This is a genomic window from Falsiroseomonas sp. CW058 (assembly GCF_050563535.1).
GTDB lineage: Bacteria > Pseudomonadota > Alphaproteobacteria > Acetobacterales > Acetobacteraceae > Falsiroseomonas.
Map to the genome: position 1 here is coordinate 1 of NZ_JBNXUO010000018.1, position 22,641 is coordinate 22,641.

General features: G+C 73.6%; 19 protein-coding genes. 12 read left to right on the top strand and 7 right to left on the bottom strand.

Features of this window, described 5'->3' with window-relative positions; genetic code table 11:
- The 5 genes from ACK8OX_RS15020 to ACK8OX_RS15040 all read left to right on the top strand — a co-directional run.
- Positions 1–2,173: LPS-assembly protein LptD (locus tag ACK8OX_RS15020; RefSeq protein ID WP_430664985.1), on the top strand; the 2,173-nt coding region annotated here is incomplete at its 5' end.
- Positions 2,174–2,270: 97 nt separating this feature from the next.
- Complete coding sequence (locus ACK8OX_RS15025; RefSeq protein WP_430664986.1) at positions 2,271–3,554, top strand: peptidylprolyl isomerase; 1,284 nt, start codon at positions 2,271–2,273, stop codon at positions 3,552–3,554.
- 66 nt (positions 3,555–3,620) lie between these two features.
- The gene (gene rsmA / locus ACK8OX_RS15030; protein WP_430665094.1) at positions 3,621–4,427 is read left to right on the top strand and encodes a 16S rRNA (adenine(1518)-N(6)/adenine(1519)-N(6))-dimethyltransferase RsmA; all 807 of its coding nucleotides are present in this window, start codon (positions 3,621–3,623) and stop codon (positions 4,425–4,427) included.
- Positions 4,428–4,480: 53 nt separating this feature from the next.
- Positions 4,481–5,443 (top strand): D-2-hydroxyacid dehydrogenase, encoded by a 963-nt coding sequence (locus ACK8OX_RS15035; protein ID WP_430664987.1) that lies wholly within the window; start codon positions 4,481–4,483, stop codon positions 5,441–5,443.
- A gap of 183 nt (positions 5,444–5,626) precedes the next feature.
- Positions 5,627–7,285 (top strand): DUF6311 domain-containing protein, encoded by a 1,659-nt coding sequence (locus ACK8OX_RS15040; protein WP_430664988.1) that lies wholly within the window; start codon positions 5,627–5,629, stop codon positions 7,283–7,285.
- Here ACK8OX_RS15040 and ACK8OX_RS15045 read toward each other — a convergent pair.
- Positions 7,275–7,901, bottom strand: coding sequence for an isochorismatase family protein (locus tag ACK8OX_RS15045; RefSeq protein WP_430664989.1), 627 nt, complete (start codon positions 7,899–7,901; stop codon positions 7,275–7,277). The two genes, ACK8OX_RS15040 and ACK8OX_RS15045, sit on opposite strands and share 11 nt — an antisense overlap.
- Before the next feature lie 101 nt (positions 7,902–8,002).
- Complete coding sequence (locus ACK8OX_RS15050; RefSeq protein WP_430664990.1) at positions 8,003–9,211, bottom strand: FAD-dependent oxidoreductase; 1,209 nt, start codon at positions 9,209–9,211, stop codon at positions 8,003–8,005.
- Positions 9,212–9,310: 99 nt separating this feature from the next.
- Here ACK8OX_RS15050 and ACK8OX_RS15055 point away from each other — a divergent pair, with 99 nt between their 5' ends.
- Positions 9,311–10,135 (top strand): S49 family peptidase, encoded by an 825-nt coding sequence (locus ACK8OX_RS15055; protein ID WP_430664991.1) that lies wholly within the window; start codon positions 9,311–9,313, stop codon positions 10,133–10,135.
- A 3-nt stretch (positions 10,136–10,138) separates the two neighbouring features.
- Here the strand turns inward: ACK8OX_RS15055 and ACK8OX_RS15060 are convergent, their stop codons facing one another.
- Positions 10,139–10,414 (bottom strand): cupin domain-containing protein, encoded by a 276-nt coding sequence (locus tag ACK8OX_RS15060; protein WP_430664992.1) that lies wholly within the window; start codon positions 10,412–10,414, stop codon positions 10,139–10,141.
- Between the two features lie 178 nt (positions 10,415–10,592).
- On the bottom strand, positions 10,593–10,997 hold the full coding sequence (locus ACK8OX_RS15065; RefSeq protein WP_430664993.1) for a ketosteroid isomerase-related protein: 405 nt from the start codon (positions 10,995–10,997) through the stop codon (positions 10,593–10,595).
- A 93-nt stretch (positions 10,998–11,090) separates the two neighbouring features.
- Between ACK8OX_RS15065 and ACK8OX_RS15070 the strand changes: the two genes are divergently transcribed.
- From ACK8OX_RS15070 to ACK8OX_RS15090, 5 genes are all read left to right on the top strand, one after another.
- Positions 11,091–11,957: a glycine--tRNA ligase subunit alpha gene (locus tag ACK8OX_RS15070; RefSeq protein WP_430664994.1), complete on the top strand. Its 867-nt coding sequence runs from the start codon at positions 11,091–11,093 to the stop codon at positions 11,955–11,957.
- 56 nt (positions 11,958–12,013) lie between these two features.
- Positions 12,014–14,149: a glycine--tRNA ligase subunit beta gene (gene glyS / locus ACK8OX_RS15075; RefSeq protein WP_430664995.1), complete on the top strand. Its 2,136-nt coding sequence runs from the start codon at positions 12,014–12,016 to the stop codon at positions 14,147–14,149.
- Positions 14,150–14,254: 105 nt separating this feature from the next.
- Positions 14,255–16,927 carry a pyruvate, phosphate dikinase gene (gene ppdK / locus ACK8OX_RS15080; protein ID WP_430664997.1) on the top strand — a complete coding sequence of 891 codons (2,673 nt, stop codon included), beginning with the start codon at positions 14,255–14,257 and terminating at the stop codon, positions 16,925–16,927.
- Positions 16,928–17,135: 208 nt separating this feature from the next.
- On the top strand, positions 17,136–17,921 hold the full coding sequence (locus tag ACK8OX_RS15085) for a glycosyltransferase family 2 protein (RefSeq protein WP_430664998.1): 786 nt from the start codon (positions 17,136–17,138) through the stop codon (positions 17,919–17,921).
- Positions 17,905–19,152 carry an O-antigen ligase family protein gene (locus ACK8OX_RS15090; protein WP_430664999.1) on the top strand — a complete coding sequence of 416 codons (1,248 nt, stop codon included), beginning with the start codon at positions 17,905–17,907 and terminating at the stop codon, positions 19,150–19,152. Before ACK8OX_RS15085 ends, ACK8OX_RS15090 begins: the two co-directional genes overlap by 17 nt.
- A gap of 9 nt (positions 19,153–19,161) precedes the next feature.
- Here ACK8OX_RS15090 and ACK8OX_RS15095 read toward each other — a convergent pair whose 3' ends face one another.
- A complete protein-coding gene (locus ACK8OX_RS15095; RefSeq protein ID WP_430665000.1) occupies positions 19,162–19,908 on the bottom strand; it encodes a maleate cis-trans isomerase family protein in 747 nt (248 codons plus the stop codon).
- Positions 19,909–20,058: 150 nt separating this feature from the next.
- On the opposite strand from ACK8OX_RS15095, the gene ACK8OX_RS15100 reads away from it, so the two are divergent.
- A complete protein-coding gene (locus ACK8OX_RS15100) occupies positions 20,059–21,042 on the top strand; it encodes a Bug family tripartite tricarboxylate transporter substrate binding protein (RefSeq protein ID WP_430665001.1) in 984 nt (327 codons plus the stop codon).
- A 20-nt stretch (positions 21,043–21,062) separates the two neighbouring features.
- Here ACK8OX_RS15100 and ychF read toward each other — a convergent pair whose 3' ends face one another.
- Together ychF and ACK8OX_RS15110 are read right to left on the bottom strand one after the other, a co-directional pair.
- Positions 21,063–22,157, bottom strand: coding sequence for a redox-regulated ATPase YchF (gene ychF / locus ACK8OX_RS15105; RefSeq protein ID WP_430665002.1), 1,095 nt, complete (start codon positions 22,155–22,157; stop codon positions 21,063–21,065).
- A 1-nt stretch (position 22,158) separates the two neighbouring features.
- On the bottom strand, positions 22,159–22,641 hold the full coding sequence (locus ACK8OX_RS15110; RefSeq protein WP_430665003.1) for a hypothetical protein: 483 nt from the start codon (positions 22,639–22,641) through the stop codon (positions 22,159–22,161).

A 22,641-nucleotide genomic window follows, 5' to 3' on the forward strand; every position in this document is an offset into this window, starting at 1 on the left:
CGCCGCGATCCTGGTGCTGGTCGGGCTGCCGGCGCCGCACGGGCCGGCGGCGCAGACCGGCCTGTCGGGCCTCGGCGCGGGCCGCACCGCCTCCAACGAGCCGGTGACCTTCACCGCGGAGGAGGTGGAGTTCGACCAGAACAGCGACACCGTCAGCGCCCGCGGCCGGGTCGAGGCCTGGCAGGGCGACCGCGTGCTGCGCGCCGACCGCTTCACCTACAACCGCACCACCGGCATCGCGACCGCCGAGGGCAATGTCGTGCTGATCGAGCCCGACGGCCAGGCGCTGTTCGCCGACCGAGCGGAGCTGTCGGGCGGGATGCGCGACGCCGCGCTCGAGGGGCTGCGCGGGCTGCTCACCTCCAACGCGCGGCTCGCCGCGGCGGGCGCGCGGCGCACGGGCGGCACGGTCACCGACCTGGCCCGCGTCGTCTATTCCGCCTGCGACCTCTGCCCCGAGGACCCGACCCGCCCGCCGCTCTGGCAGCTTCGCGCGCGCATCGCCAGCCTGCATTCCGACGAGCAACGCGTGCGCTACCGCGACGCCTCGGTGCAGTTCGGCGGCATCCCGCTGCTCTATACGCCCTATCTCAGCCATGCCTCGCCGGATGCGCCGCGGGCCTCGGGCTTCCTGTCGCCCTCCTTCGGGATCACGCGGCTGCTCGGCGGCTTCGCGGAGATCCCGTACTACTGGGCGATCGACGACCATTCGGACGCGACGATCACGCCGACCCTCTCCTCCAACCAGGGCGGGAATCTCGGCCTCGCCTACCGGCGGCGCTTCAACAGCGGCCAGGTCGCGCTCGAAGGGTCGGTCGGCCATCTCGGCCAGGACACGCCGGACACCGGCATCGGCGGCCACATCCTGGCCCGCGGCCAGTTCGCGATCGACGACATCTGGCGCACCGGCTTCACGCTGAACCGCGCCTCCTCGCGCGATTACCTGCGCGCCTACCGCTACGGGTCGCCCCGCGTGCTGACGAGCGAGGCCTATGCCGAGGGGTTCTGGGGGACGGAGGGCTATGTCCGCTTCGACAGCCGCCTGTACCAGGGCCTCTACGCCGAGGACAGCTCCGGCCTGATCCCCTTCGTCCTGCCGCTGGGCTACGCCGAATACGCGGCCCCGCCCGACCGCTTCGGCGGCCGCTTCACGGTGGACGCGCAGGCCTTCAACATCCTGCGGAGCTCCGGCACCGACACCCGCCGCCTCGGCACCCGCGCCGGCTACGAGCTGCCGCTGATCGGCCGCTTCGGCGAGGTCTGGACCTTCCGCAGCCAGGCGGACCTGGTGGGCGGCTGGGTGACGGATCTCGACATGGCGCCGAATTTCGGCCCCTCCGGCGCCGATGGCAGCTTCGGGCAGGGCAACATCCGCGCCGCGCTCGACTGGCGCTGGCCGCTGATCCGCCCCGCCGGCGACTGGGGCACCCAGCTGGTCGAGCCGCGGCTGCAGGTGGTGACCGGCCCCTCCACCGGGGCGCAGACGCGCATCCCGAACGAGGACAGCCTCGACTTCGAGTTCACGGACGCCAACCTCTTCGCGCTGAACCGCTTCCCCGGCCGCGACCGGCTGGAAGGGGGCACGCGGGTCGATGCCGCGCTGCGCGGCGCCTGGCTGTTCCCCAATGGCGGCCAGATCGAGGGGCTGGTCGGGCGGTCCTTCCGCGCCGATGACGACCGCACCTTCCCCACCGGCTCGGGCCTGGACCGGCGGGAATCGGACTGGGTGGGCCGGCTGCGGCTGGCGCCCGTGCCCTGGTTCGAGCTGGCCGGCCGCGCCCGGCTGGACGGCGACACGCAGGAGCCGCGGCTGTGGGACCTGACGGGCACCGTCTTCGCCGGCCGCTTCGCGCTGAATGCCGGCTACCTGCGCGGCGACCCGCTGCCGGGTTCCGGCTACACCAAGCGCGACGAGGTGTCGGCCGGGACCTCCTTCAACCTGACGCAGAACTGGCGGGTCGGCCTGTTCGGCCGCTACGACCTGGCGCTGGACCGCCCGGTGGCGGCGCAGGCCGTCGCCGCCTACGAGGACGAGTGCCTCATCTTCGAGACGCGCTTCGTCCGCCGCTGGGCGGAGGACCCGGCGACGCGGCAGGAATACGCCTCCGGCACGCTGCTGCTGTTCCGGGTCACGCTGAAGACGGTGGGCGATTTCGGCATCCGCGCGCTGTAGGGGATTTCCCGTGCCCCACCACCGCCGGCGCCGCCCCGTGCCGGCGCGCCCCGGCTTCCCCCTTCCCCGCGGGCCCGGTCCCGCCTAGGAAAGCGCCATGCGCATCCTCGCCCGCGCGCTGCTGCTCAGCGCCAGCCTCGCCGCCGGTTCCGCCCTGGCCCCGCCCCCCGCGGCGGCGCAGGAGGCCAACCGCATCGTCGCGGTGGTGAACGGCGACATCGTCACCCGCGCCGACATCGAGGGGCGCCGCAGGCTCTTCGCCCTCAATGCCGGGCTGCCGCAGTCGCCGCAGGTGCTGGACCGCCTCACCCCCCAGGTCACCCGCCTGCTGGTGGATGAGCGCCTGCGCATGCAGGAGATCCAGCGCCGCCGCGTCGCCGTGACGGATGAGGACATCGCCGGCATCGTCACCGAGCTGGAGCGGCGCAACAACCTGCCCGCGGGCGGGCTGGTGGCGCAGCTTCGCCGCGCGGGGGTGGAGCCGCGGGTGCTGTACGACCAGCTGCGCGTGCAGATCGGCTGGTCACGCCTGATCCGCGCCCTGCTCGGCCCCCAGGCCAACCCGACCGAGGCCGAGATCGCCGACTTCATCGCCACCCAACGCGCCCGCACCGGCCAGCCGGAATACCTGGTGTCCGAGATCTTCATCCCGGTGGACGAGCCGGGCGAGGAGGCGGAGGTCCGCCGCTTCGTGGACGACGTGGTGGGCCAGCTCCGCCAGGGCGTGCCCTTCCCGGTCGCTGCGACGCAGTTCAGCCAGGCGCAGACCGCGCTCCAGGGCGGCGACCTCGGCTGGGTGGGGCCGGAGGCGCTCGACCCCGAGGTGGCGCGCATCGTCACCCAGATGCCGCCCGGCGCCGTCAGCAGCGCCATCCGCGTCCCCGGCGGCTTCCAGATCGTGGCGCTGCGCCAGCGGCGCGAGGTCGGGCGCGACGAGGCGACGATACTGACCATCCGCCAGGTCTTCTTCCCCTTCACCGCGCCGCTGAACCCCGAGGCGCCGACCCAGCAGCAGATCGCCGCCGTGGAACGCGCCCGCGGCCTGGCCGGCAGCGCCCGCAGCTGCGAGGCGATGGAGGCCGCGTCCCGCAGCGCCGGCAGCGACCGCCCCGTGGACCCCGGGCCGCTGCGCCTGGAAGGCGTGCAGCCACCGCAGCTGCGCGCCATGCTCGCCTCCGTCCCGCCCGGCCGCGCCACCCAGCCCATCGTCGCGCCCGACGGCGTGGCGGTCATCATGGTCTGCTCGCGCGAGCGCCGGAACGAGGCCGAGATCACGCCCGACGCCGCGCGCCAGCAGCTGGTGCGCGACCGCGCCGAGTTGCTGTCCCGCCAGGCGCAGCGCGAACTGCGCCGCCGCGCGCAGATCGAGATGCGGAGCTAGCCCGCGCTGGCCACGCCCCCACCGGACCCCGCCCCAGCGGAAGGGGGCGCGGCTGCGCTCCCCTCCCTGCGGGAGACGGTCGCGCGCCACGGGCTCGATGCCCGCAAGTCGCTCGGCCAGCATTTCCTGCTCGACGAGGCGCTCTGCGCCCGCATCGCGGCGCTCGCCGGCGACCTCGCGGGGCGGCATGTGCTGGAGGTCGGGCCGGGGCCGGGCGGGCTGACCCGCGCGCTGCTCGCGACGCCGGCAGCCCGCGTGCTGGCGGTGGAGCTGGACCGCCGCGCCATCGCGGCCCTGGCCGAACTCGTCGCGCTGCATCCCGGGCGGCTGGAGCTGCGGGAGGCGGATGCGATGACGATCGACCCGGCCGAGGCGCTGCCCGCGCCGCGCCGCATCGTCGCCAATCTGCCCTACAATGTCGGCACGCCCCTGCTGGTGCGCTGGCTGCGCGGCGCCGCCGCGCTGGAGGGCATGACGCTGATGTTCCAGCAGGAGGTGGCGGAGCGCATCTGCGCCGCCCCCGACACCGAGCATTACGGGCGGCTCGGCGTGCTGGCGCAGTGGCGCTGCCGCGCGCAGTTCCTGATGCGCCTGCCGCCCGGCGCCTTCTCCCCCCCGCCCAAGGTCTTCTCGGCCGTGGTGGGGTTGGTGCCGCACCCCGAGGACCCCGGCCCCGGGCTGTTCGCCGCCATGGAACGCCTGACCGCCGCCGCCTTCGGGCAGCGCCGGAAGATGCTGCGCGGGTCGCTGAAGGGCCTCGGCGGCGCCGAGGCGCTGCTGGAGGCGGCGGGGATCGCCGGCGACCGCCGCGCCGAGACGCTCTCCATCGCGGAATTCGACCGCCTCGCGCGGCTGCTCCACGCGCGGGGGTAGCTTGCGCGGCGGCGCGCGCGGCGCTTTGGTCGCCCCCCGACCAGGAGAGCCAGATGCTGCCGGACCGCCCCACCCTTCTCTTCGCCCATGTCGCCTACCGCTTCGCCGAACGCTACGCGGCCCGCGGCGGCAGCCTGCCCGCCATCGAGGTGCGGAGCATGGAGGAGCTGGAGGCCCGCATCGGGGAGGCCGACGTGCTGCTCGTCTCCGGCTTCTGGCGCAACCACCTGGCGGCGAAGGCGCCGCGGCTGCGCTTCATCCAGTCCATCAGCGCCGGCGTCGACCAGTATGACCGCGCGGTGCTGGCGGGCGCGGGCATCCGCCTCGCCTCCGCGCAGGGGGCCAACGCGAACGCGGTCAGCGAACACGCCATCGCGCTGATCCTGGCGCTGGCCCGCAAGATCCCGGAGGCGCGCGACAACCAGGCGAAGCGCCACTGGCGCGGCATGATCGGCGACCTCGGGCGGCGCGAGGACGAGTTGGGCGGGAAGACGCTGCTGGTCGTCGGCATCGGCCGCATCGGCGGGCGGCTCGCGCGGCTGGCCAAGGCCTTCGGGATGAATGTCGTCGGCCTGCGGCGCGACCCCGCCAACGGCGCGGAGGGTGCGGACGAGATCCACGGGATGGATGCGCTGCACGCGCAGCTTCCCCGCGCGGATTACGTCGCGCTGTGCTGCGCGCTGACCGAGGAGACGCGCGGCCTTATGGATGCGCGCGCCTTCGCCGCCATGAAGCCTGGCGCGGCGCTGGTGAACGTGGCGCGCGGGCGGGTCTGCGACGAGGCGGCGCTGGTCGCGGCGCTGCGATCGGGCCAGGTCGGGCAGGCCGCGCTCGACGTCACGGCGGAGGAGCCGCTGCCGGAATCGAGCCCGCTCTGGACGATGCCCAACGTCCTCGTCACGCCGCATACCGGCGGCGAGACGCGCAGCTACGAGGACAACGTGCTGGACCTGATGGAGGAGAACCTGGCGCGCCTTCGCCGCGGCGAGGCGGCGCTGAGGAACCAGGTGGTCTGACGCCCGCGAGCCATCGGCGATGACGGGTGGCGCAATTCCGGGGCGACCGCAATTCCGCCACCCTGCCGGGCCTTCCTGCCGGCGGGACCGCGCCCGGCCGTGACGGGCGGGGTGACGGCACGCCGTGCCCCCGGCGCGCCCGCCCTGGGGCAGCCGGCGGATGGCCAGGGGGCGCAGGGGACGATGCGAAGGGCCTGGAACCTGGCGGGGGTGGCCGCCGCGGCGGCGATCGGCTTCGCCGCGATGGCCGTCATGTTCGGAACCCACATCCTGCCGCCGTCGCACACGGGCTGGATGCTGACCGGCACGCTCGGCCCCGATCCGGTCCAGTACTGGCTCGGCTGGACCTATTTCGCGCGCAGCCCCTGGGCCTGGCCACCGGGGCTGAACCCCGACTACGGGCTCGAGCTGTCGTCCTCGGTCTTCTACTCCGACTCCATCCCGCTGCTGGCCTTCGCCTTCAAGGCGCTGCGGCCGGTGGTGGAGGTGGCGCAGTACTGGGGCATGTGGAACTTCGCCTGCGCGATGCTGCAGGGCGTGCTGGCCTGGCGGCTGATCGGGCTGGCCACCGCGCATCCGCTGCCGCGCGTCGCGGGTGCCGCGCTGTTCGTGCTGTCGCCGATCATGCTCGCGCGGCTCGGCTGGCATTTCGCGCTGGGGGCGCATTTCCTGCTGCTGGCGGCGCTGCACCTGTGCCTGACCCGGGCGGCGGCGCAGTGGCGCCTGCTGCAATGGGCGGGGCTGATCCTCGCGGCCTCGCTGATCCATTCCTACCTGCTGCCGATGGTCGCCGGCTTCTGGGCGGCCGACTGGCTGGCGCGGGCCGTCGCGCCCGGGCGGCGCACGCCCTGGCTGGCGGCGGAACTGCCGCTGGCGCCGGGGGCGGGGGTGCTCGGACTCTGGCTCGGCGGCTTCTTCGCGCTGCGCGGCGGCTTCGGGGGCACCTGGGGCGGCTACGGACACATGCAGCTGGACCTGCTGGCGCCCTTCGACCCGGGCGGCTGGGGCATGGTCCTGCCGGACCTGCCGGGGCCGGACCACCTCGAGGTCGGCGATTCCTATCTCGGCCTCGGGGTCATGCTCGTGCTGGCGCTGGGCCTCGTCGCCCATGCGCGCCGGCCCGTCCCCTGGCTGCGGGCGCGCTGGCCGCTGCTGGCGGCGGTGCTGGGGATGTGGGCGCTGGCGGTGACGCACCGCGTCTCGGTCGGCGGGCATGTGGTGGAGCTGTTCGCCCTGCCGGCGGGCGCGCAGGCCGTCGCCGATGCGCTGCGCGCGAGCGAGCGTTTCCTCTGGCCGCTGACCTACACGGCGTTGGCCGCGGCGGTCTTCGCGATGATCCGCGGCTTCGGGCCGGCCCGCGCGGGGGTGGTGCTGGCGGTGCTGGCGGTGGTGCAGGCCGCGGACCTGCGGGGCGGCTTCGCCTTCCAGGAACGCCCCTACGCCCCGGGCGCCGCGGTGGCGCCGCTGCGCCTTCAGGACCCCTTCTGGGCCGAGGCCGCCGCGCGCTACAGCCGGTTGCGCCTGGCGCCCACGGGGATGCAGGCGCGGCACTGGGAGGAGGTCGCGGTCTTCGCTGCCACCCATGGCCTGCCGACCGATGCGGTCTATCTCGCCCGGCTCGACCCCGCGCGGATCGCGGCGCTGAATGCCGAGGTCCTGGACCGCCTGACCACCGGGCGGCACGAGCCCGGAACGCTCTACGCCCTCGGCGACGAGGCGACGCTGGCCGCCGCGCGGCAGGGGATGGACCCCGCGCGCGACCTGCTGGCGCGCTTCGACGGCATCTGGGTGCTGGCGCCGGGCTGGCGTGATGCCCCGGCCCCGGGGGTGGTCACCCGCTGACCGCGGCCTCGATCGCGGCGCGGGTCATCAGGTCGGCGTATTTCTGGCCCATGTCGAACAGGTTCGCCTCATGCGGGCCCAGCGCGCGGTCGCCCACGCAGTCGGTGGCGACCACCGTGCGGAAATTGTGCTGCATGGAATCCACGACGGTCGCGCGCACGCAGCCCGAGGTGGTGCAGCCCGCCACCACCACCGTGTCCGCCCGCTGCTGGGTCAGCCAGGCGGCGAGGCCCGTGCCGAAGAAGCCGGACGCCCCCTGCTTGCGGACGATGTGCTCGCCCCGCGCGGGGGCCAGTTCCGGCACGATCTGCGACAGGGGCGAGGTCTCGGTCAGCTTCAGCAGCGACGGGGCCTTCAGCGTGAAGACGCCGGCATCCGCGCCGTCCTCGGCATAGACCACGCGGGTATGCGCCACCGGCCAGCGGCGGGCGCGGGCGAAGGCCAGCAGCTTCGCCGTCTCCGCGATGGCGGGGGCGATGTTGCCGCCGCCGAAATGCGCCGGGTCGGCGAAGCCCACCACGAAATCCACGATGACCAGCGCCGGCCGCGCGCCCATCCCGGCGTGCTGGCCCATGCCCTGCCGGTGGTAGATGTCGGCTTCCGGATGACCTGACATGATTCCTGCCCTCACGCGGCGGGCGGCGGCTCCGCCGCCTTGCCTTCCGCGCCTACGCGCTGTCGCGCGGGGTGGCAAGGGCGGCCTGCGGCGCCGCGGCCCTACGCCACTTCCTCCAGGTCCCGGAGCGACTGGATCATCGAGCTCCGCAGCAGGTAGGCGCGGTGCCGCGCCGGGTCGGCCACCGTCGCGCGCAGCTCGTCATGGAAGGCGCGGCGCACGGCGGGGTCGCGCTGGTTCAGGACCTGGCGGTTCCGCAGCGCCTGCGCCTGCACGACATCCAGCGCCACCTTGCGCCGCTGCCGCTCGTAGCGCCCCAGCAGGGCGGGGTCGGCGCCGCGCCACACCTGCGCCAGCTTGCCGGCCAGGTTGAAGGCATCGTGCACGCCGCCATTCATCCCCATGCCGCCCAGCGGGTTGTTGATGTGCGCGGCATCGCCTGCCAGGAAGACGCGGCCGCGGCCGTAGCTGTCCGCCACCCTCTCATGCACCCGGTAGGCGGTGCGGTGGCGGATCTCGTAGCCCGCCGGGTTCGGCCAGACCGCCTGCATCCGCTGCTCGATCCGCGCGGGGTCGAGCATCCGCGCCTCCTCCGCCGCCTCCTCCGGCGCGGTGGGCAGCAGCACGCGCCACAGCCCCGCGGTCTGCAGCAGCACGTACCACTCCTCGGGGTCCGAAATGTAGGCGATGTTCGCGAGGTCCGGGATCGCCTCCTCGAAGCGGAAGGTGGTGGACAGCGTCAGGTAGGTCTCGGGGATCGTCATCCCCTCGAAGCCGATGCCGAGCGCCCGCCGCACCGCGCTGCGCGCCCCGTCGGCGCCGACCAGCCAGGCGCCGCGCAGCCGCTCCGCCGCGCCATCCGGGCGTTCCACCGTCAGTGTCACGCCGTCCGCGTCCTGCTCCACGCCGCTGGCGCGCGCGTCGTAGAGGAAGGCGACGTCGGGGTTGGCTGCCAGGATGTCGCGCAGCATCCGCGTCAGCCGCCACTGCTCGCATTGCAGGCGATACGGGTGGGCGGTGTCGTCCGCGAGGCGCGCCATCTCGAAGGTGGCGATCACGCCGTCCCTGCGGTCGCGGAACTGCCAGGTCGGGCAGATCAGCCCCTGCGCGACCAGCGCCTCCACCACGCCGGGGAAGCGGGCGAGCATGTCGAGCGTCGGCGGGTGGAAGGTGGAGGCGCGGAGGTCGTCGGGCAGGTCGCGCGCCTGCTCCACCACCGTCACGGGGATGCCCTCGGCGGCGAGGGCGGCGGCGGCCACCAGCCCCGCGGGGCCGGCGCCGGCTATGAGGACGCGACGCGCCTGGTCCATGCGGCAATCTTCTCCGGTGCGGGGCGAGAATGGCCGGATACGGCGCGCGCGCAAGCCCCGTGCTTGCCGCGCGGCGGGGCGGGCGCATCTATGGGGGCGATGAAACTCCCCTTCCTCGACCGCTCCCCCCGGGTGGCGCTGCTGCGCCTGTCGGGCGTCATCGCCGCGCGCGGCGGCGGCTTCTCCCCCTCCGGCATCAGCGCCGCCGGCATGGCCCCGCTGATCGAGCGCGCCTTTTCCATCAAGCGCCTGGCCGGCGTGGTGCTGGCCATCAACTCCCCCGGCGGGTCGCCGGTGCAGTCCAGCCTGGTGGCGCAGCGCATCCGGCGGCTGGCCGAGGCGAAGGGGGTGCCGGTGATCGCCTGCGTCGAGGACGCCGCGGCATCGGGGGGCTACTGGCTGGCCTGCGCGGCGGACGAGATCGTGGTGGACCGCGCCTCCGTCGTCGGCTCGATCGGCGTGATCAGCGCCGGCTTCGGGCTGGAGGAGGCGGCGGCGAAGCTCGGCGTGGAGCGGCGGCTGCACACGGCGGGGACGGAGAAGAGCTTCCTCGACCCCTTCCGACCGGAACGGGCGGAGGATGTGGCGCGGCTGCGCGGCCTGCTCGACGAACTGCACGATGTCTTCAAGGACTGGGTCCGTGCCCGCCGCGGCGGCAGGCTGAAGGCGGAGGAGGCGGACCTGTTCAGCGGCCGCTTCTGGACCGGCCAGCGCGCCGTGGAGCTCGGCCTCGCCGACCGGGTCGGGGAGGTCTCGTCCGAGGTGAAGGCCCGCTTCGGGGAGGAAGCGAAGCTCGTCACCGTCGGCCAGCGCCGCCCGCCCTGGCCGCTGCGGCTGTTGCCGGGGATCGCGGCGCAGGCGGTGGCCGAAGGCGCGGTGGCGGCGCTGGAGGAGCGCGCCGCCTGGGGCAGGCTGGGGCTGTAGGCGCTACGGCTTCGCCCGGCGCCCGACGAGGTAGGTCGCGCCGGCCGGGCCGAAGCTTTCGGCATGCGGCACCCCGGCCGGCACCTCGAAGGCCTCGCCCGGGCCGTAGCGGCGGGTGGTGCCGCCCTGGTCGAGGATGAATTCCCCCTCCAGCACGAACAGCCTGGCGTCGAAGGGGTGGGCGTGGTCGGGCGCGGTCGCGCCCGCCTCCATCCGGCGCGTCAGCGCCTCGGCGAAGCCATCGGCCTCCAGCCCGGCCTCGAACGTCGCCCGGTCCATCCGTCCCTCCCTCATGCGCCCAATCATCTTCGATGACCGGGCGCATGCATTTTCGTGCCCTCAAATGCCGGGCGGGCCGCATCCGCGGCCCTTGGCTTCGCCGCAGTTGCGGCGGCGCCCATCCGGGCGCTCGGCCGGCTGCACCGGCCGCATGGATCGGCCAATCCAGCCGGGCGTATCATGCCGAGACCTGCGCGATCCAGTCCTGCAGGTTGTAGTAGGTGGTGATGCGCGCGATGCGGCCGTCCCGCACCTCGAAGAAGGCGCCGGCGGGCAGGCGGTAGGCCTGGCCGCGCGCCTCCGGCAGGCCGGGATCGGTGCGGAGGTAGCGGCCGGAGACGGTGAATTCCGCCGCCGCGCGGCCGCCCGCGCCGTCCACCATCACCGCCAGGTCCTCGATCCGCTCGGCATAGGCGGCGTCCATCTGCGCGAGGAAGGCGCGGAACGCCGGCAGCCCCCGGCGGCGCGGGCCCTGGTTCACGTCATGGGCCACGTCCTCGGCCAGCAGGGCGCACATCGCCGCGCGGTCGCCGGCATCGAAGGCGGCGTAGTAGTCGCGGATCAGGCGCTCGGTCGGGGTCATGGGGGTCTCCGGTCGGGGCGGGGTTGCTTGCCGGCCTCCCCGCACGGGGGGTATTGGGGCGCGACACCTCACCCGGCAAGACCCGCGCCCGCAATGTCCCAGACGCCGCCCTCCTTCCAGGAGATCATCCTGCGCCTCCACCGCTTCTGGAGCGCGCAGGGCTGCCTCATCCTGCAGCCCTACGACATGGAGGTGGGCGCCGGCACCTTCCACCCGGCGACGACGCTGCGCGCGCTCGGCCCCAAGCCCTGGGCGGCGGCCTATGTCCAGCCTTCCCGCCGGCCGGCGGATGGTCGGTACGGCGAGAATCCGAACCGGCTGCAGCACTACTACCAGTACCAGGTCATCATGAAGCCGTCGCCGCGCGACGCGCAGGACCTGCTGATCGCCTCCTACCGCGACCTCGGCCTCGATCCCATGCGCCACGACTTCCGCTTCGTGGAGGATGACTGGGAGAGCCCGACGCTCGGCGCCTGGGGCCTGGGGTGGGAGGTCTGGTGCGACGGGATGGAGGTCGGCCAGTTCACCTATTTCCAGCAGGTCGGCGGCATCCCCTGCGAGGTGCCGAGCTTCGAGATGACCTACGGCCTGGAACGGCTGGCCATGTTCATCCAGGACGTGGACGACGTCTACGAACTCGACTTCAACGGCCGCGGCGTGAAATACGGCGAGGTCTTCCGCCGCGCCGAGGTGGAATACAGCCACCACAACTTCACCGCCGCCGACACCGCGATGCTGTTCCGCCACTTCGCGGATGCGGAAGCCGAATGCGCGTCGCTGCTGGACCACGACCCGCCGCTGGCCCTGCCCGCCTACGACCAGTGCATCAAGGCGAGCCACCGCTTCAACCTGCTCGACGCCCGCGGCGCCATCAGCGTGGCGGAACGCCAGGCCTATATCGGCCGGGTGCGCGCGCTGGCGAAGCGCTGCTGCGAGGCCTGGGTGGCGGGGGAGCGGTGAGCTTGCCCCGGCGCCACCCCCCAGCCCAGACCGACGTGAAGAAAGCTCTCTAGGGCATGCCCGAATTCCTGCTCGAACTCTTCTCGGAAGAGATCCCGGCGCGCATGCAGGCGCGCGGCGCGGACGACCTCTGCCGCGCCTTCGCCGCCGCCGCGGCGCCCGTGCTGGAAGGCGCGCCGCGCGGCTTCCACGGGCCGCGGCGCATCGGCCTGGTCGCGACGTTGCGCGCGGGCGTGACGACGGAGGGGAAGGAGGAACGCGGGCCGCGCAGCTCCGCGCCGCCGGCGGCGCTGGAAGGCTTCCTCCGCAAGCATGGCGCGACGCGGGACCGGCTGGAGGAGCAGGGCGGCTTCTGGGTGCTGCGCAAGCCGGGCGAGACGATCGCGGCGCGGGACCTGCTGGCGCGCACCCTGCCCGGCCTGGTCCGCGGCTTCGGCTGGCCGAAGTCGATGCGCTGGAACGGGCCCTTCACCTGGGTCCGCCCGCTGCACCGCATCCTGGCCATCCTCGACGGGGAGGTGGTGCCCTTCGCCATCGAGGATCTGCCGGGCCTCCTCAGCGGCAACGAGACCGAGGGCCACCGCATCATGGCGCCCGGCGCCTTCGCGGTGCGGAGCGCCGCGGAGCACGAGGCCGGGCTGCGGCAGCGCCGAGTCATCCTCGACGCGGCGGAGCGGGCGAAGGCGATCGAGGACGGGCTGGCCGAGCTGGCCGCCGCGAAGGGGGTTTCCATCGTGCCCGACCGCGGGCTGCTGGAGGAGGTGGCGGGGCTGGTGGAATGGCCGGTCCCGCTGCTCGGCCGCATCGACGACGCCTTCATGGACCTGCCGCCCGAGGTGATGCGGACCACGATGCGCGTGAACCAGCGCTATTTCGCGCTGGTGACGCCCGATGGCTCGGCGGCACCGTATTTCGGCGTGGTCGCCAACATCGCCGCGACCGACGGCGGCGCGACGCTGGTGGCGGGGAACGAGCGCGTGCTGCGCGCCCGCCTGTCGGATGCGCGCTTCTTCTGGGACGCCGACCGCCGCCAGGCGCTGGAGGACTTCCTGCCGAAGCTGGACGGCGTGGTGTTCCACGCGAAGCTCGGCACGCAGGGCCAGCGGGTCGCGCGGCTGGAACGGCTGGCGCGCTGGATCGCGCCGCAGGTCGGCGCCGATCCGGACCTGGCGGCGCGCGCGGCGCGGCTGGCCAAGGCCGACCTCGCCTCCGGCATGGTGGGGGAGTTCCCCGAGCTGCAAGGCGTGATGGGCCGCTACTACGCGCGCCATGGCGGGGAGGATCCGCGCGTCGCCGACGCCATCGGCACGCAGTACAAGCCGCTCGGCCCCGGCGATGCGGTGCCGGCGGAGCCGGTGGGCATCGCGGTGGCGCTGGCGGACAAGATCGACACGCTGGCGGGGTTCTTCGCGGTGGACGAACGCCCGACCGGCAGCGGCGACCCCTTCGCGCTGCGCCGCGCGGCGCTGGGCGTCATCCGCATCGTCCGGGAGAACCGGCTGCGGCTGCGCCTTTCCGATGCCTTTGCCGAGGCCTTCTTCGGCTTCCCGCAGGCCGTCGGCGTCACGCCGGAGCCGGAATTCGGCATGGCCGTGGCGCAGGACGTGATGAAGACCGGCTGGCAGGCGCCGCGGGGCGGCGCGCATCCGCCGATGGTCGCGGCCTTCGCGGCGGGGCTGGTGGACTTCCTCGCCGAGCGTCTGCGCGTCCAGCTCCGCGCCGAGGGCGCGCGGCATGACGTGGTCTCGGCCGCCTTCGGCGCGGGGGGCGGGGACGACCTGCTGCGCCTGCTGGCGCGGGCCGATGCGCTGAAGGCGCTGGTCGAATCCGAGACCGGCACCAACCTGCTCGCGGCCTACAAGCGCGCCCAGAACATCCTCCGCATCGAGGAGAAGAAGGACGGCCCCCATGCCGGCGCCGTCGATCCCGCGCTGCTGGCGGCGACCGAGGAAGTGGCGCTGGCCGCCGCGCTCGGTACGGCGGAACCTGCCGCGGCGGCCGCGCTCGCGCGGGAGGACCACGGGGCCGCCATGTCGGCGCTCGCCGCGCTGCGCGCCCCGGTGGACGCCTTCTTCGACCGCGTGACCGTGAACGATCCCGCACCGGAACTCCGGCGCAACCGTCTACGCTTGCTTGCGCGCCTGCGCACCGCCATGGATGCGGTCGCAGACTTCTCTCGTATCGAGGGTTGATTCGCTGCGATGCAACATCCGTCCCGGCACGGCGCTTGCCGTGAGGGGCGGGTCTGCGGCAGGCCGCAGCGGAACGCCTCGCCTTTTGCAGGAGCTCGCCGTCCGATGACCAAATGGGTCTACAGCTTCGGTGCCGGCCACAACGAGGGCCGCGCGGACATGCGGAACCTCCTCGGCGGCAAGGGCGCCAACCTGGCCGAGATGGCCAGCATCGGCCTTCCCGTGCCCCCCGGCTTCACGGTGACGACCGAGGTCTGCACCTGGTACTACGCCCACGGCAAGTCCTACCCCGCCGAGCTCCGCGCGCAGGTGGCCGAGGCGCTGGCGCGGATCGAGGCGGCGGTCGGCACGAAGTTCGGCGACACCCACAGGCCGCTGCTCGTCTCCGTCCGGTCCGGCGCGCGGGTCTCGATGCCGGGGATGATGGACACCGTCCTCAACCTCGGCCTCAACGACGCGACGGTGGACGGGCTCGCCGCCGCGTCGGGCGATGCGCGCTTCGCCTGGGACAGCTACCGCCGCTTCATCCAGATGTTCGGCTCCGTCGTGCTCGGCGTCGACCACCACCGCTTCGAGGAGATCATCGAGCATGTGAAGCTCGACCGCGGGGTGGAGGAGGACACGCAGCTCACCTCGCAGGACTGGCACCGCGTGGTCGCGGGCTACAAGGACATGGTGGAGGAGGTGACCGGCCGGCCCTTCCCGCAGGACCCGCACGCCCAGCTCTGGGCCGCGATCGGGGCGGTGTTCGGCAGCTGGATGAACGCCCGCGCCAACACCTATCGCCGGCTGCACGACATCCCGGCGGACTGGGGCACGGCGGTCAACGTGCAGGCGATGGTCTTCGGCAACATGGGCGACGACTGCGCGACCGGCGTCTGCTTCACGCGCGACCCTTCGACCGGCGAGAACATCTTCTACGGCGAATACCTGATCAACGCGCAGGGCGAGGATGTCGTCGCCGGCATCCGCACGCCGCAGCCCATGTCGGAAGCCCGCGCCAAGCCGGGCGAGCGCAGCATGGAAGCGGCGATGCCCGCCGCGTACCAGGAACTGGTGAGGGTGCGCGAGACGCTGGAGCGGCACTACCGCGACATGCAGGACATCGAGTTCACGGTGCAGCAGAACAGGCTCTACATGCTGCAGACGCGCAACGGGAAGCGCACCGCGGCCGCCAGCCTGAAGATCGCGGTGGACATGGCGCGCGAAGGCCTGATTGACCAGTCGGAGGCGGTGAAGCGCGTCGACCCCAAGGCGCTCGACCAGCTGCTGCACCCGACGCTGGACCCGAAGGCGCCGCGCAAGGCGCTGGCCAAGGGCCTGCCGGCCAGCCCCGGCGCGGCCTGCGGCGTGGTGGTGTTCTCCGCCGACGAGGCCGAGGCCCGCGCCGCGAAGGGCGAGGCGGTGATCCTGGTCCGCATCGAGACCAGCCCCGAGGACATCCACGGGATGCACGCCGCCCGCGGCATCCTGACCACCCGCGGCGGCATGACCAGCCACGCGGCGGTGGTCGCGCGCGGCATGGGCCGGCCCTGCGTGGCGGGCGCGGGCTCCATCACCGTGGACTACGCGGCCCAGGCGCTGTCCGCCGGCGGGCGGCTGGTGCGGGCGGGCGAGACCATCACGCTCGACGGCGCGACGGGCGAGGTCTTCGCCGGCACGGTGGCGATGATCGAGCCGCAGCTGTCGGGCGACTTCGCGACCCTGATGGAATGGGCCGACGGCGTGCGGAAGATGAAGGTCCGCGCCAATGCCGAGACACCGCTCGACGCCGAGACGGCGCGGAAGTTCGGCGCCGAGGGCATCGGGCTCTGCCGCACCGAGCACATGTTCTTCGACCCCGAGCGCATCGGCGCGGTGCGCCAGATGATCATGTCGGAGACGGAAGGCGGGCGGCGCGACGCGCTGGCGCGGCTGCTGCCCTTCCAGCGGCAGGACTTCATCGACCTGTTCCGCATCATGGCGGGGCTGCCGGTGACGATCCGCCTGCTCGACCCGCCGCTGCACGAATTCCTGCCCCACAAGGACAGCGAGATCGAGGAGGTGGCGGCGAGCCTCGGCGCCGATGTCGCGACGATGACGCGCCGCGTCTCCGACCTGTCGGAGGCGAATCCGATGCTCGGCCATCGCGGCGTCAGGCTCGGCATCACCTATCCCGAGATCTACGAGATGCAGGCCCGCGCCATCTTCGAGGCGGCGGTGGCCATCGGGAAGGAGACGCGCAAGGCGCCGGTGCCGGAGATCATGATCCCGCTGGTGATGGCGAAGCGCGAGCTCGAGATCATGCGCGCGATGGTGGACCGCGTGGCGCAGGAGGTCTTCGCCGAGAGCGGCTACCACGTCACCTACCAGGTCGGCACGATGATCGAGCTGCCGCGCGCCGCGCTGATCGCCGACGCCATCGCCGAAAGCGCGGACTTCTTCAGCTTCGGCACCAACGACCTGACGCAGACCGCCTTCGGCCTGTCGCGCGACGATGCCGGCAAGTTCCTGCCCTTCTACACGGAGAAGGGCATTCTGCCGAAGGACCCCTTCGTGTCGATCGACATCGAGGGCGTGGGCGCGCTGGTGGAGATCGCGGCCGAGAAGGGGCGGCGGGTCAGGAACGACCTCAAGCTCGGCATCTGCGGGGAGCATGGCGGGGACCCGGCCTCGATCCATTTCTGCGGCCGGGTCGGGCTGGATTACGTGTCCTGCTCGCCCTACCGGGTGCCGATCGCGCGGCTGGCGGCGGCGCAGGCGGCGCTGGCGGGCGGCGGGGGCGACAGGACGGCGTGAGGGCGGGGCTTGCGGCCACGGGGAGGGCGCCGCCCTCCCCGCACCCCACCCGCCAAGGGGCAGTGGCCCCTTGGGACCCATGCGTCTTCATCGCCGAAGGCGGAGGGGGCCTGAAGCCCCCTCCGCCTTCGGCGATCAACGGATCGAGGTCCAGGAGGCTAAGCCTCCTGGCGGGGGGTGCAGGGGGGCGGCGCTCCCCTGCGACCGCATGACCCAGCCCTCCCCCCGCCTCTCCGCCCTCGTCGTCGCCCGCAACGAGCAGGACCGCCTGCCCGACTGCCTCGCCTCCCTCGCCTTCGCCGACGAGGTCGTGGTCGTGCTGGACCGCACCACCGACGCTTCCGCCGACATCGCCCGCCGCCACGGCGCGCGCGTGATCGAGGGCGGCTGGGAGCTGGAGGGCGAACGCCGCAACGCCGGCCTCGCCGCCTGCACCGGCGACTGGGTCCTGGAAGTCGACGCCGACGAACGCGTGGAGCCCGCCCTCGCCGCCGCGATCCGCCGCACAGTCGCGGACAGCCCCTTCGCCTGGCACCAGGTCCGGGTGGACAACTATGTGGGGGACAGGCTGGTCCGCCACGGCTGGGCGGGCAGCTTCGGCACCACCTCCGTCCCCCGCCTGTCCCGCCGCGGCGCCAAGCGGTGGCGGGCGCAGCGCGTGCATCCGGGCCTCGACTGGACCGGCCGCGAGGGACCGCGCATCGAGGAGGGGGCGCTGGTCCACCTGGTGGACCGCGACATCTCCGACATGCTCCGACGACTCGACAAGTATTCCTCGGCCAGGGCGGCGGACCTGATCGCGGCGGGCGAGATCGGCACGCTGGCGGGCAACCTGCGCCGCTTCGCCTCCCGCGCGTTCAAGAGCTACGTCGCGCGGCGGGGCTACCGGGAAGGCGGCTGGGGCGTGCTGCTGGCGCTCTGCACCGGCGCCTTCCCGCTGCTGTCCTACCTGAAGGCGAAGCTGGAGCCGGAGAAGCATGGCGGCCGCCGCTAGCACCCCCTGGCACCGCGCGCCGAGCCTGCCCGTCACCGTGCTGCTGGCAACCGCGCCGGCCATCGCGGTGCTGCAGTTCCGCACCATGGCGCCGGCGGTCACGGTGGCCTTCCTGCTGTCCGTCGTCGCGCATTGGCGCATCCACCGCGCGCTTCCCTGGCCGCGCCCGACGCCGATGCTGGCGCTGGCCGCGGCGCTGCTGGGCTGGGCGCTGGCCTCGGCCGCCTGGTCGATCGAGCCGGCACGCGCGGCGGAGACAACGGGCGCGCTGGCCGCGCTGCTGCTGCTCGGCGCCATGGCGGGGCGGGCGGTGGCGGCGGATGACCCGGCGCATCTGCGCCGCATGGGTCCGGCGCTGGTCGCGGGGCTGGCGGCCGGGATTCTGCTGCTGGGCTTCGACCACGCGACGGACAACCTGCTGCGCCGCGCCGTGCGGGGCCTGCCGCCACCCAACCCGGTGATCGGCTTCGGGCTGAAGCCGGCGGTGTCGCTGCTGGCGCTGCTGCTGCCGCTGGCGCTGGCCGCGCATCGCGTGCCGATGGCGCTGCGGCTGGCGGTGGCGGCGGCGGGGCTGGCGGTGGCGCTGTGGCTGCCGGGCGATTCCGCGAAGATCGCGGCGGTGCTCGGGCTCGGCGCCGCCACGGCGGCGCTGGCGGCGCGGCGCGCCGTGGCGATGGGCGCGGCGGCGGCGCTGGCGGCCGCCTTCCTCCTCGCGCCGCTGGCCTTCGCCGCCCTGCTGGCCCGCGCACCGGCGCTGGAGGGCATCCCCAGATCGGCCGCGCATCGCGTGCTGATCTGGGACTTCGTCGAGGACCGGATCGCCGAACGCCCGGCGATCGGCTGGGGAATGGAGGCCAGCCGGTCGATCCCGGGCGGGGACGAGACCTTCGACGCCGCGACGCTGGCCCGCTTCGGCCTGACCTCGCCCGAGGCGCGCCACTGGTTCGCGGCGCCGAGCGCGAAGCGCCTGCCGCTGCACACCCACAACGCGGCGCTTCAGGTCTGGCTCGAACTCGGCGCGGTGGGCGCGGTGCTGGCCGCGGCGCTGGCCGCCGCCGTGCTGCTGGCCGCCGGCGCCACGCCGGTGCCGGCCGCGGCGCTGGGCGCGGCGGTGGCGGGGGCGGTGACGGGGCAGCTCAGCTTCGGCGTCTGGCAGCCCTGGTGGATCGCGAGCCTCCTCCTCGCCGCGGTGGCGATGGCGGGGCTGGGGCGGGCGGCGAAGGCGAGGTGAGGCGGCGGGTCAGAACCTCTCCAGCAGCGTCCCGCAGCCCTCGACCTTGTCGGTGATCCCCCGCGCGCGCAGCGCGTGCCAGTAGGTCGCGACGTTGATGGCGATGACGGGCTTGCCGAGCCACATCTCCGCCATCGCGGCGACCTTCACCATCGACAGGTTGGTGCCGACCTGGACGATGGCGTCCACGTCGTCGCCGTCCAGTTCCTTGATCGCGGCCACGCACTGCTTCGGCGTCACCTCCGCGATGCCGGTCCAGGACCGGCAGCGCAGCGCGATGTCGCGCACCACGCTGAAGCCCATGTCGCCGAAATACAGCGCCACCTGTTCGTTCATCGCCGGCCAGTAGGGCGACAGCACCGCGATCCGCCGCACCCCGCCATGGGCGTTCAAGGCGGCCGTGCAGGCATGGCTGCCGACGCTGATGCGCAGGCCGGACAGCTCCTCCACCTCCTTCACGAAGCGGTCGGCGCCCTTCGCGCCGTCGAAGAAGGTCACGGCCGACATGCCCATCACGAGATGGTCGGGCCGGCAGGTCATCACGCTGCGCACCGCATCCAGCGTGTTGCCGCCGATCACCCGCGCCCCGGCCAGGAAGGTCTCGTTCGAGATGGCGTCGGCATTCGGCGTGAAGATGCGGCTGTAGTGGTTGGTGACGCCCGCCGGGCGCATGGCGTCGAAATCCGGCTGCACCACCGTGTTGGTGGAGGGTCCCATCACCCCGAACTTGCAGCGCCAGCCCAGAACGTCGCCCATCCCCGGTCTCCCTCGACACCGCATGCAGGGCGCGCAGCGTGCCACAGGCAGCGGCAGGCGCCAGATCGCGACGGCGGAAATCCATTCCATGAAGGCTTGCGCCTCCGCGGGGGGCGACCCAGTGTCGGAAGGTCCAGGAGAAGACCCGCCATGCCCTTCGCCCCCGTGCCGCGCCGCGCGGCGCTTCTCGGCCTGGCCGCCGCGGGCCTGGCGCGCCCCGCCACCGCCCAGACCGGGGACTGGCCGAACCGGCCGGTGCGCTGGATCAACCCCGGCCCGGCGGGCGGGGCGGGCGACGTGCTGTCCCGCCTGGTGGCGGACCGGATGCAGGCCAGGCTCGGCCAGCCGGTGGTGGTGGACAACCGCCCCGGCGCCGGGACCAATATCGGCATGGCCGCGGTGGCCCGCGCGGCGCCGGACGGCTACACGGTGGGGCTCGCCTCCATCGCGGCGAATGCCGCGAACAAGTGGCTGTACCGGTCCTTGCCCTTCGACCCCGACCGCGACTTCGCGGCGGTGGGGATGATCGCGCTGGTCCCGAACATCGTCGTCATCCCGCCCGCCGTGCCGGCGCGCACCCTGCCGGAGTTCATCGCCTGGGCGCGGGCGCAGGGGCGGCCGATGAATTTCGGGTCGGTCGGCGCGGGGTCGTCGCAGCACCTGGCGGGCAGCCAGTTCCAGGTCATCACCGGGGTGCCGATGCAGCACCTGCCCTATACGAACAGCGGGCAGATGAACACGGACCTGATCGAGGGCCGGATCGACCTGCTGTTCCAGTCCATCTCCGCGGTGGCGCAGATGGCGCAGGCCGGACGGATGCGCCCGGTCGCCGTCAGCGGCACCGAACGCGTCCCCGCCTTCCCCGACCTGCCGACGATGCGCGAACAGGGGGTGGAGATCACCTCCACCGGCTGGTTCGGCCTCTGCACCCCCGCGGGCGTGCCGGAGCCGATCCTGGCGCGGCTGGAGGCGGAGTTGCTGGCGGTGATCGAGGAGCCGGAGCTGCGGGGCCGCATCATCGCCGGCGGCTCCCTCCCCCGCCGCATGGGCCGGGCGGACTTCGCCCGCTTCATGGCGGAGGAGAGCGAACGGTGGCGGGGGGTGATCCAGGCGGTGGGCGCGACGGCGGAATAGGGCGGAGCGGAAGCCGCCCCCTACACGTTGAAGCGGAACAGCAGGACGTCGCCGTCCTTGACCACGTATTCCTTCCCCTCGACCCGCATCTTCCCCGCTTCCTTCGCGCCGCCTTCGCCGCCGAGGGCGACGTAGTCGTCATAGGCGATGGTCTCGGCCGCGATGAAGCCGCGTTCGAAGTCGCCATGGATCACGCCCGCGGCGCCAGGCGCCTTGGTGCCGCGTGCGATGGTCCAGGCCCGCGTCTCCTTAGGGCCCACGGTGAAGTAGGTGATCAGGCCCAGCAGGTCGTGTCCCGCACGGATGATGCGGTCGAGCCCGCTGTCCTCGAGCCCGAGGGAGCCGAGGAACTCCGCCCGGTCGGCTTCCGGCATCTGGCTGATCTCGGCCTCGATGGCGGCGGAGACGATCACCGCCTTCGCCCCCTGCGCCCGCGCCATCTCGAACACCCGCGCGCTGTGCGCGTTGCCGGTGGCGGCCGATCCCTCCTCGACGTTGCAGACATAGAGGACCGGCTTCGTGGTCATCAGCTGGAGCCGCCTGGCCGCCTCCTCCTCGCCCTTCGGGACGGCGGTGCGGGCGGGGCGCCCGGCTTCGAGCGCGGCCTTCAGCGGCTCGATCAGCGCCATCTGCGCGACCGCCTCCTTGTCGCCGCCGCGGGCGCGCTTCACCAGGCCCTGCGCACGCTTCTCGAGGCTGTCGAGATCGGCGAGCATCAGCTCCGTCTCGACCGTCTCGGCGTCCCGCACCGGGTCGACGCTGCCCTCCACATGGGTGACGTCGCCGTCCTCGAAGCAGCGCAGGACGTGGCAGATGGCGTCCACCTCGCGGATGTTGGCCAGGAACTGGTTGCCCAGCCCCTCGCCCTTGGAAGCGCCGCGCACCAGGCCGGCGATGTCCACGAATTCCAGGCTGGTGGGGACGATCTTCTGGCTCTTGCCGATCCGGGCCAGGATGCCGAGCCGGGGGTCGGGCACGGCGACGCGGCCGACATTCGGCTCGATCGTGCAGAAGGGGTAGTTCGCCGCCTGCGCCGCAGCCGTCTGCGTCAGCGCGTTGAACAGCGTCGACTTGCCCACGTTGGGCAGGCCGACGATGCCGCAATTGAAGCCCATCTCAGTTGTCCTGGTTCAGCAGCGCGCAGAGATCGGCTGCGAGCGTGGAGGCGGCGATGCGCGCCGCCGCGTCGTCGGTGCGGAAGTCGAGTGCCGCGGCGCGCAGCAGCGGCGCCAGCGTCGTGGCGGGCAGGCCGACGCGCCGCGCGGCCTCGGCGATCTTGCGCGCATGCGCCGCGGCCGGCCGGTCGTCGGCCAGCAGGATCGAGGCGTCGATGGCCAGCGCGGCGCGCAACGCGGCTTCCCCGGCGGCGGCCAGCACGGTGCGGGCGCGGCGCACGTCGCCCAGCGCCTCGCCGCCCGCGACGCCGGGCGGGGTGCCCATGGCGGTGGCACGCAGCGCGGCGGCGCTGGCCGACAGCGCCTGCGCCTCTCGCACCAGCCCGGCGGCGAGCGCGGCGGCGCCGTTGGCGAAATCCTCGGGGCCAGGGGTGGCCAGGTTGCCGCCGAACTCCGCGGCCAGCTCGCTCTCGGGGGTCTCCAT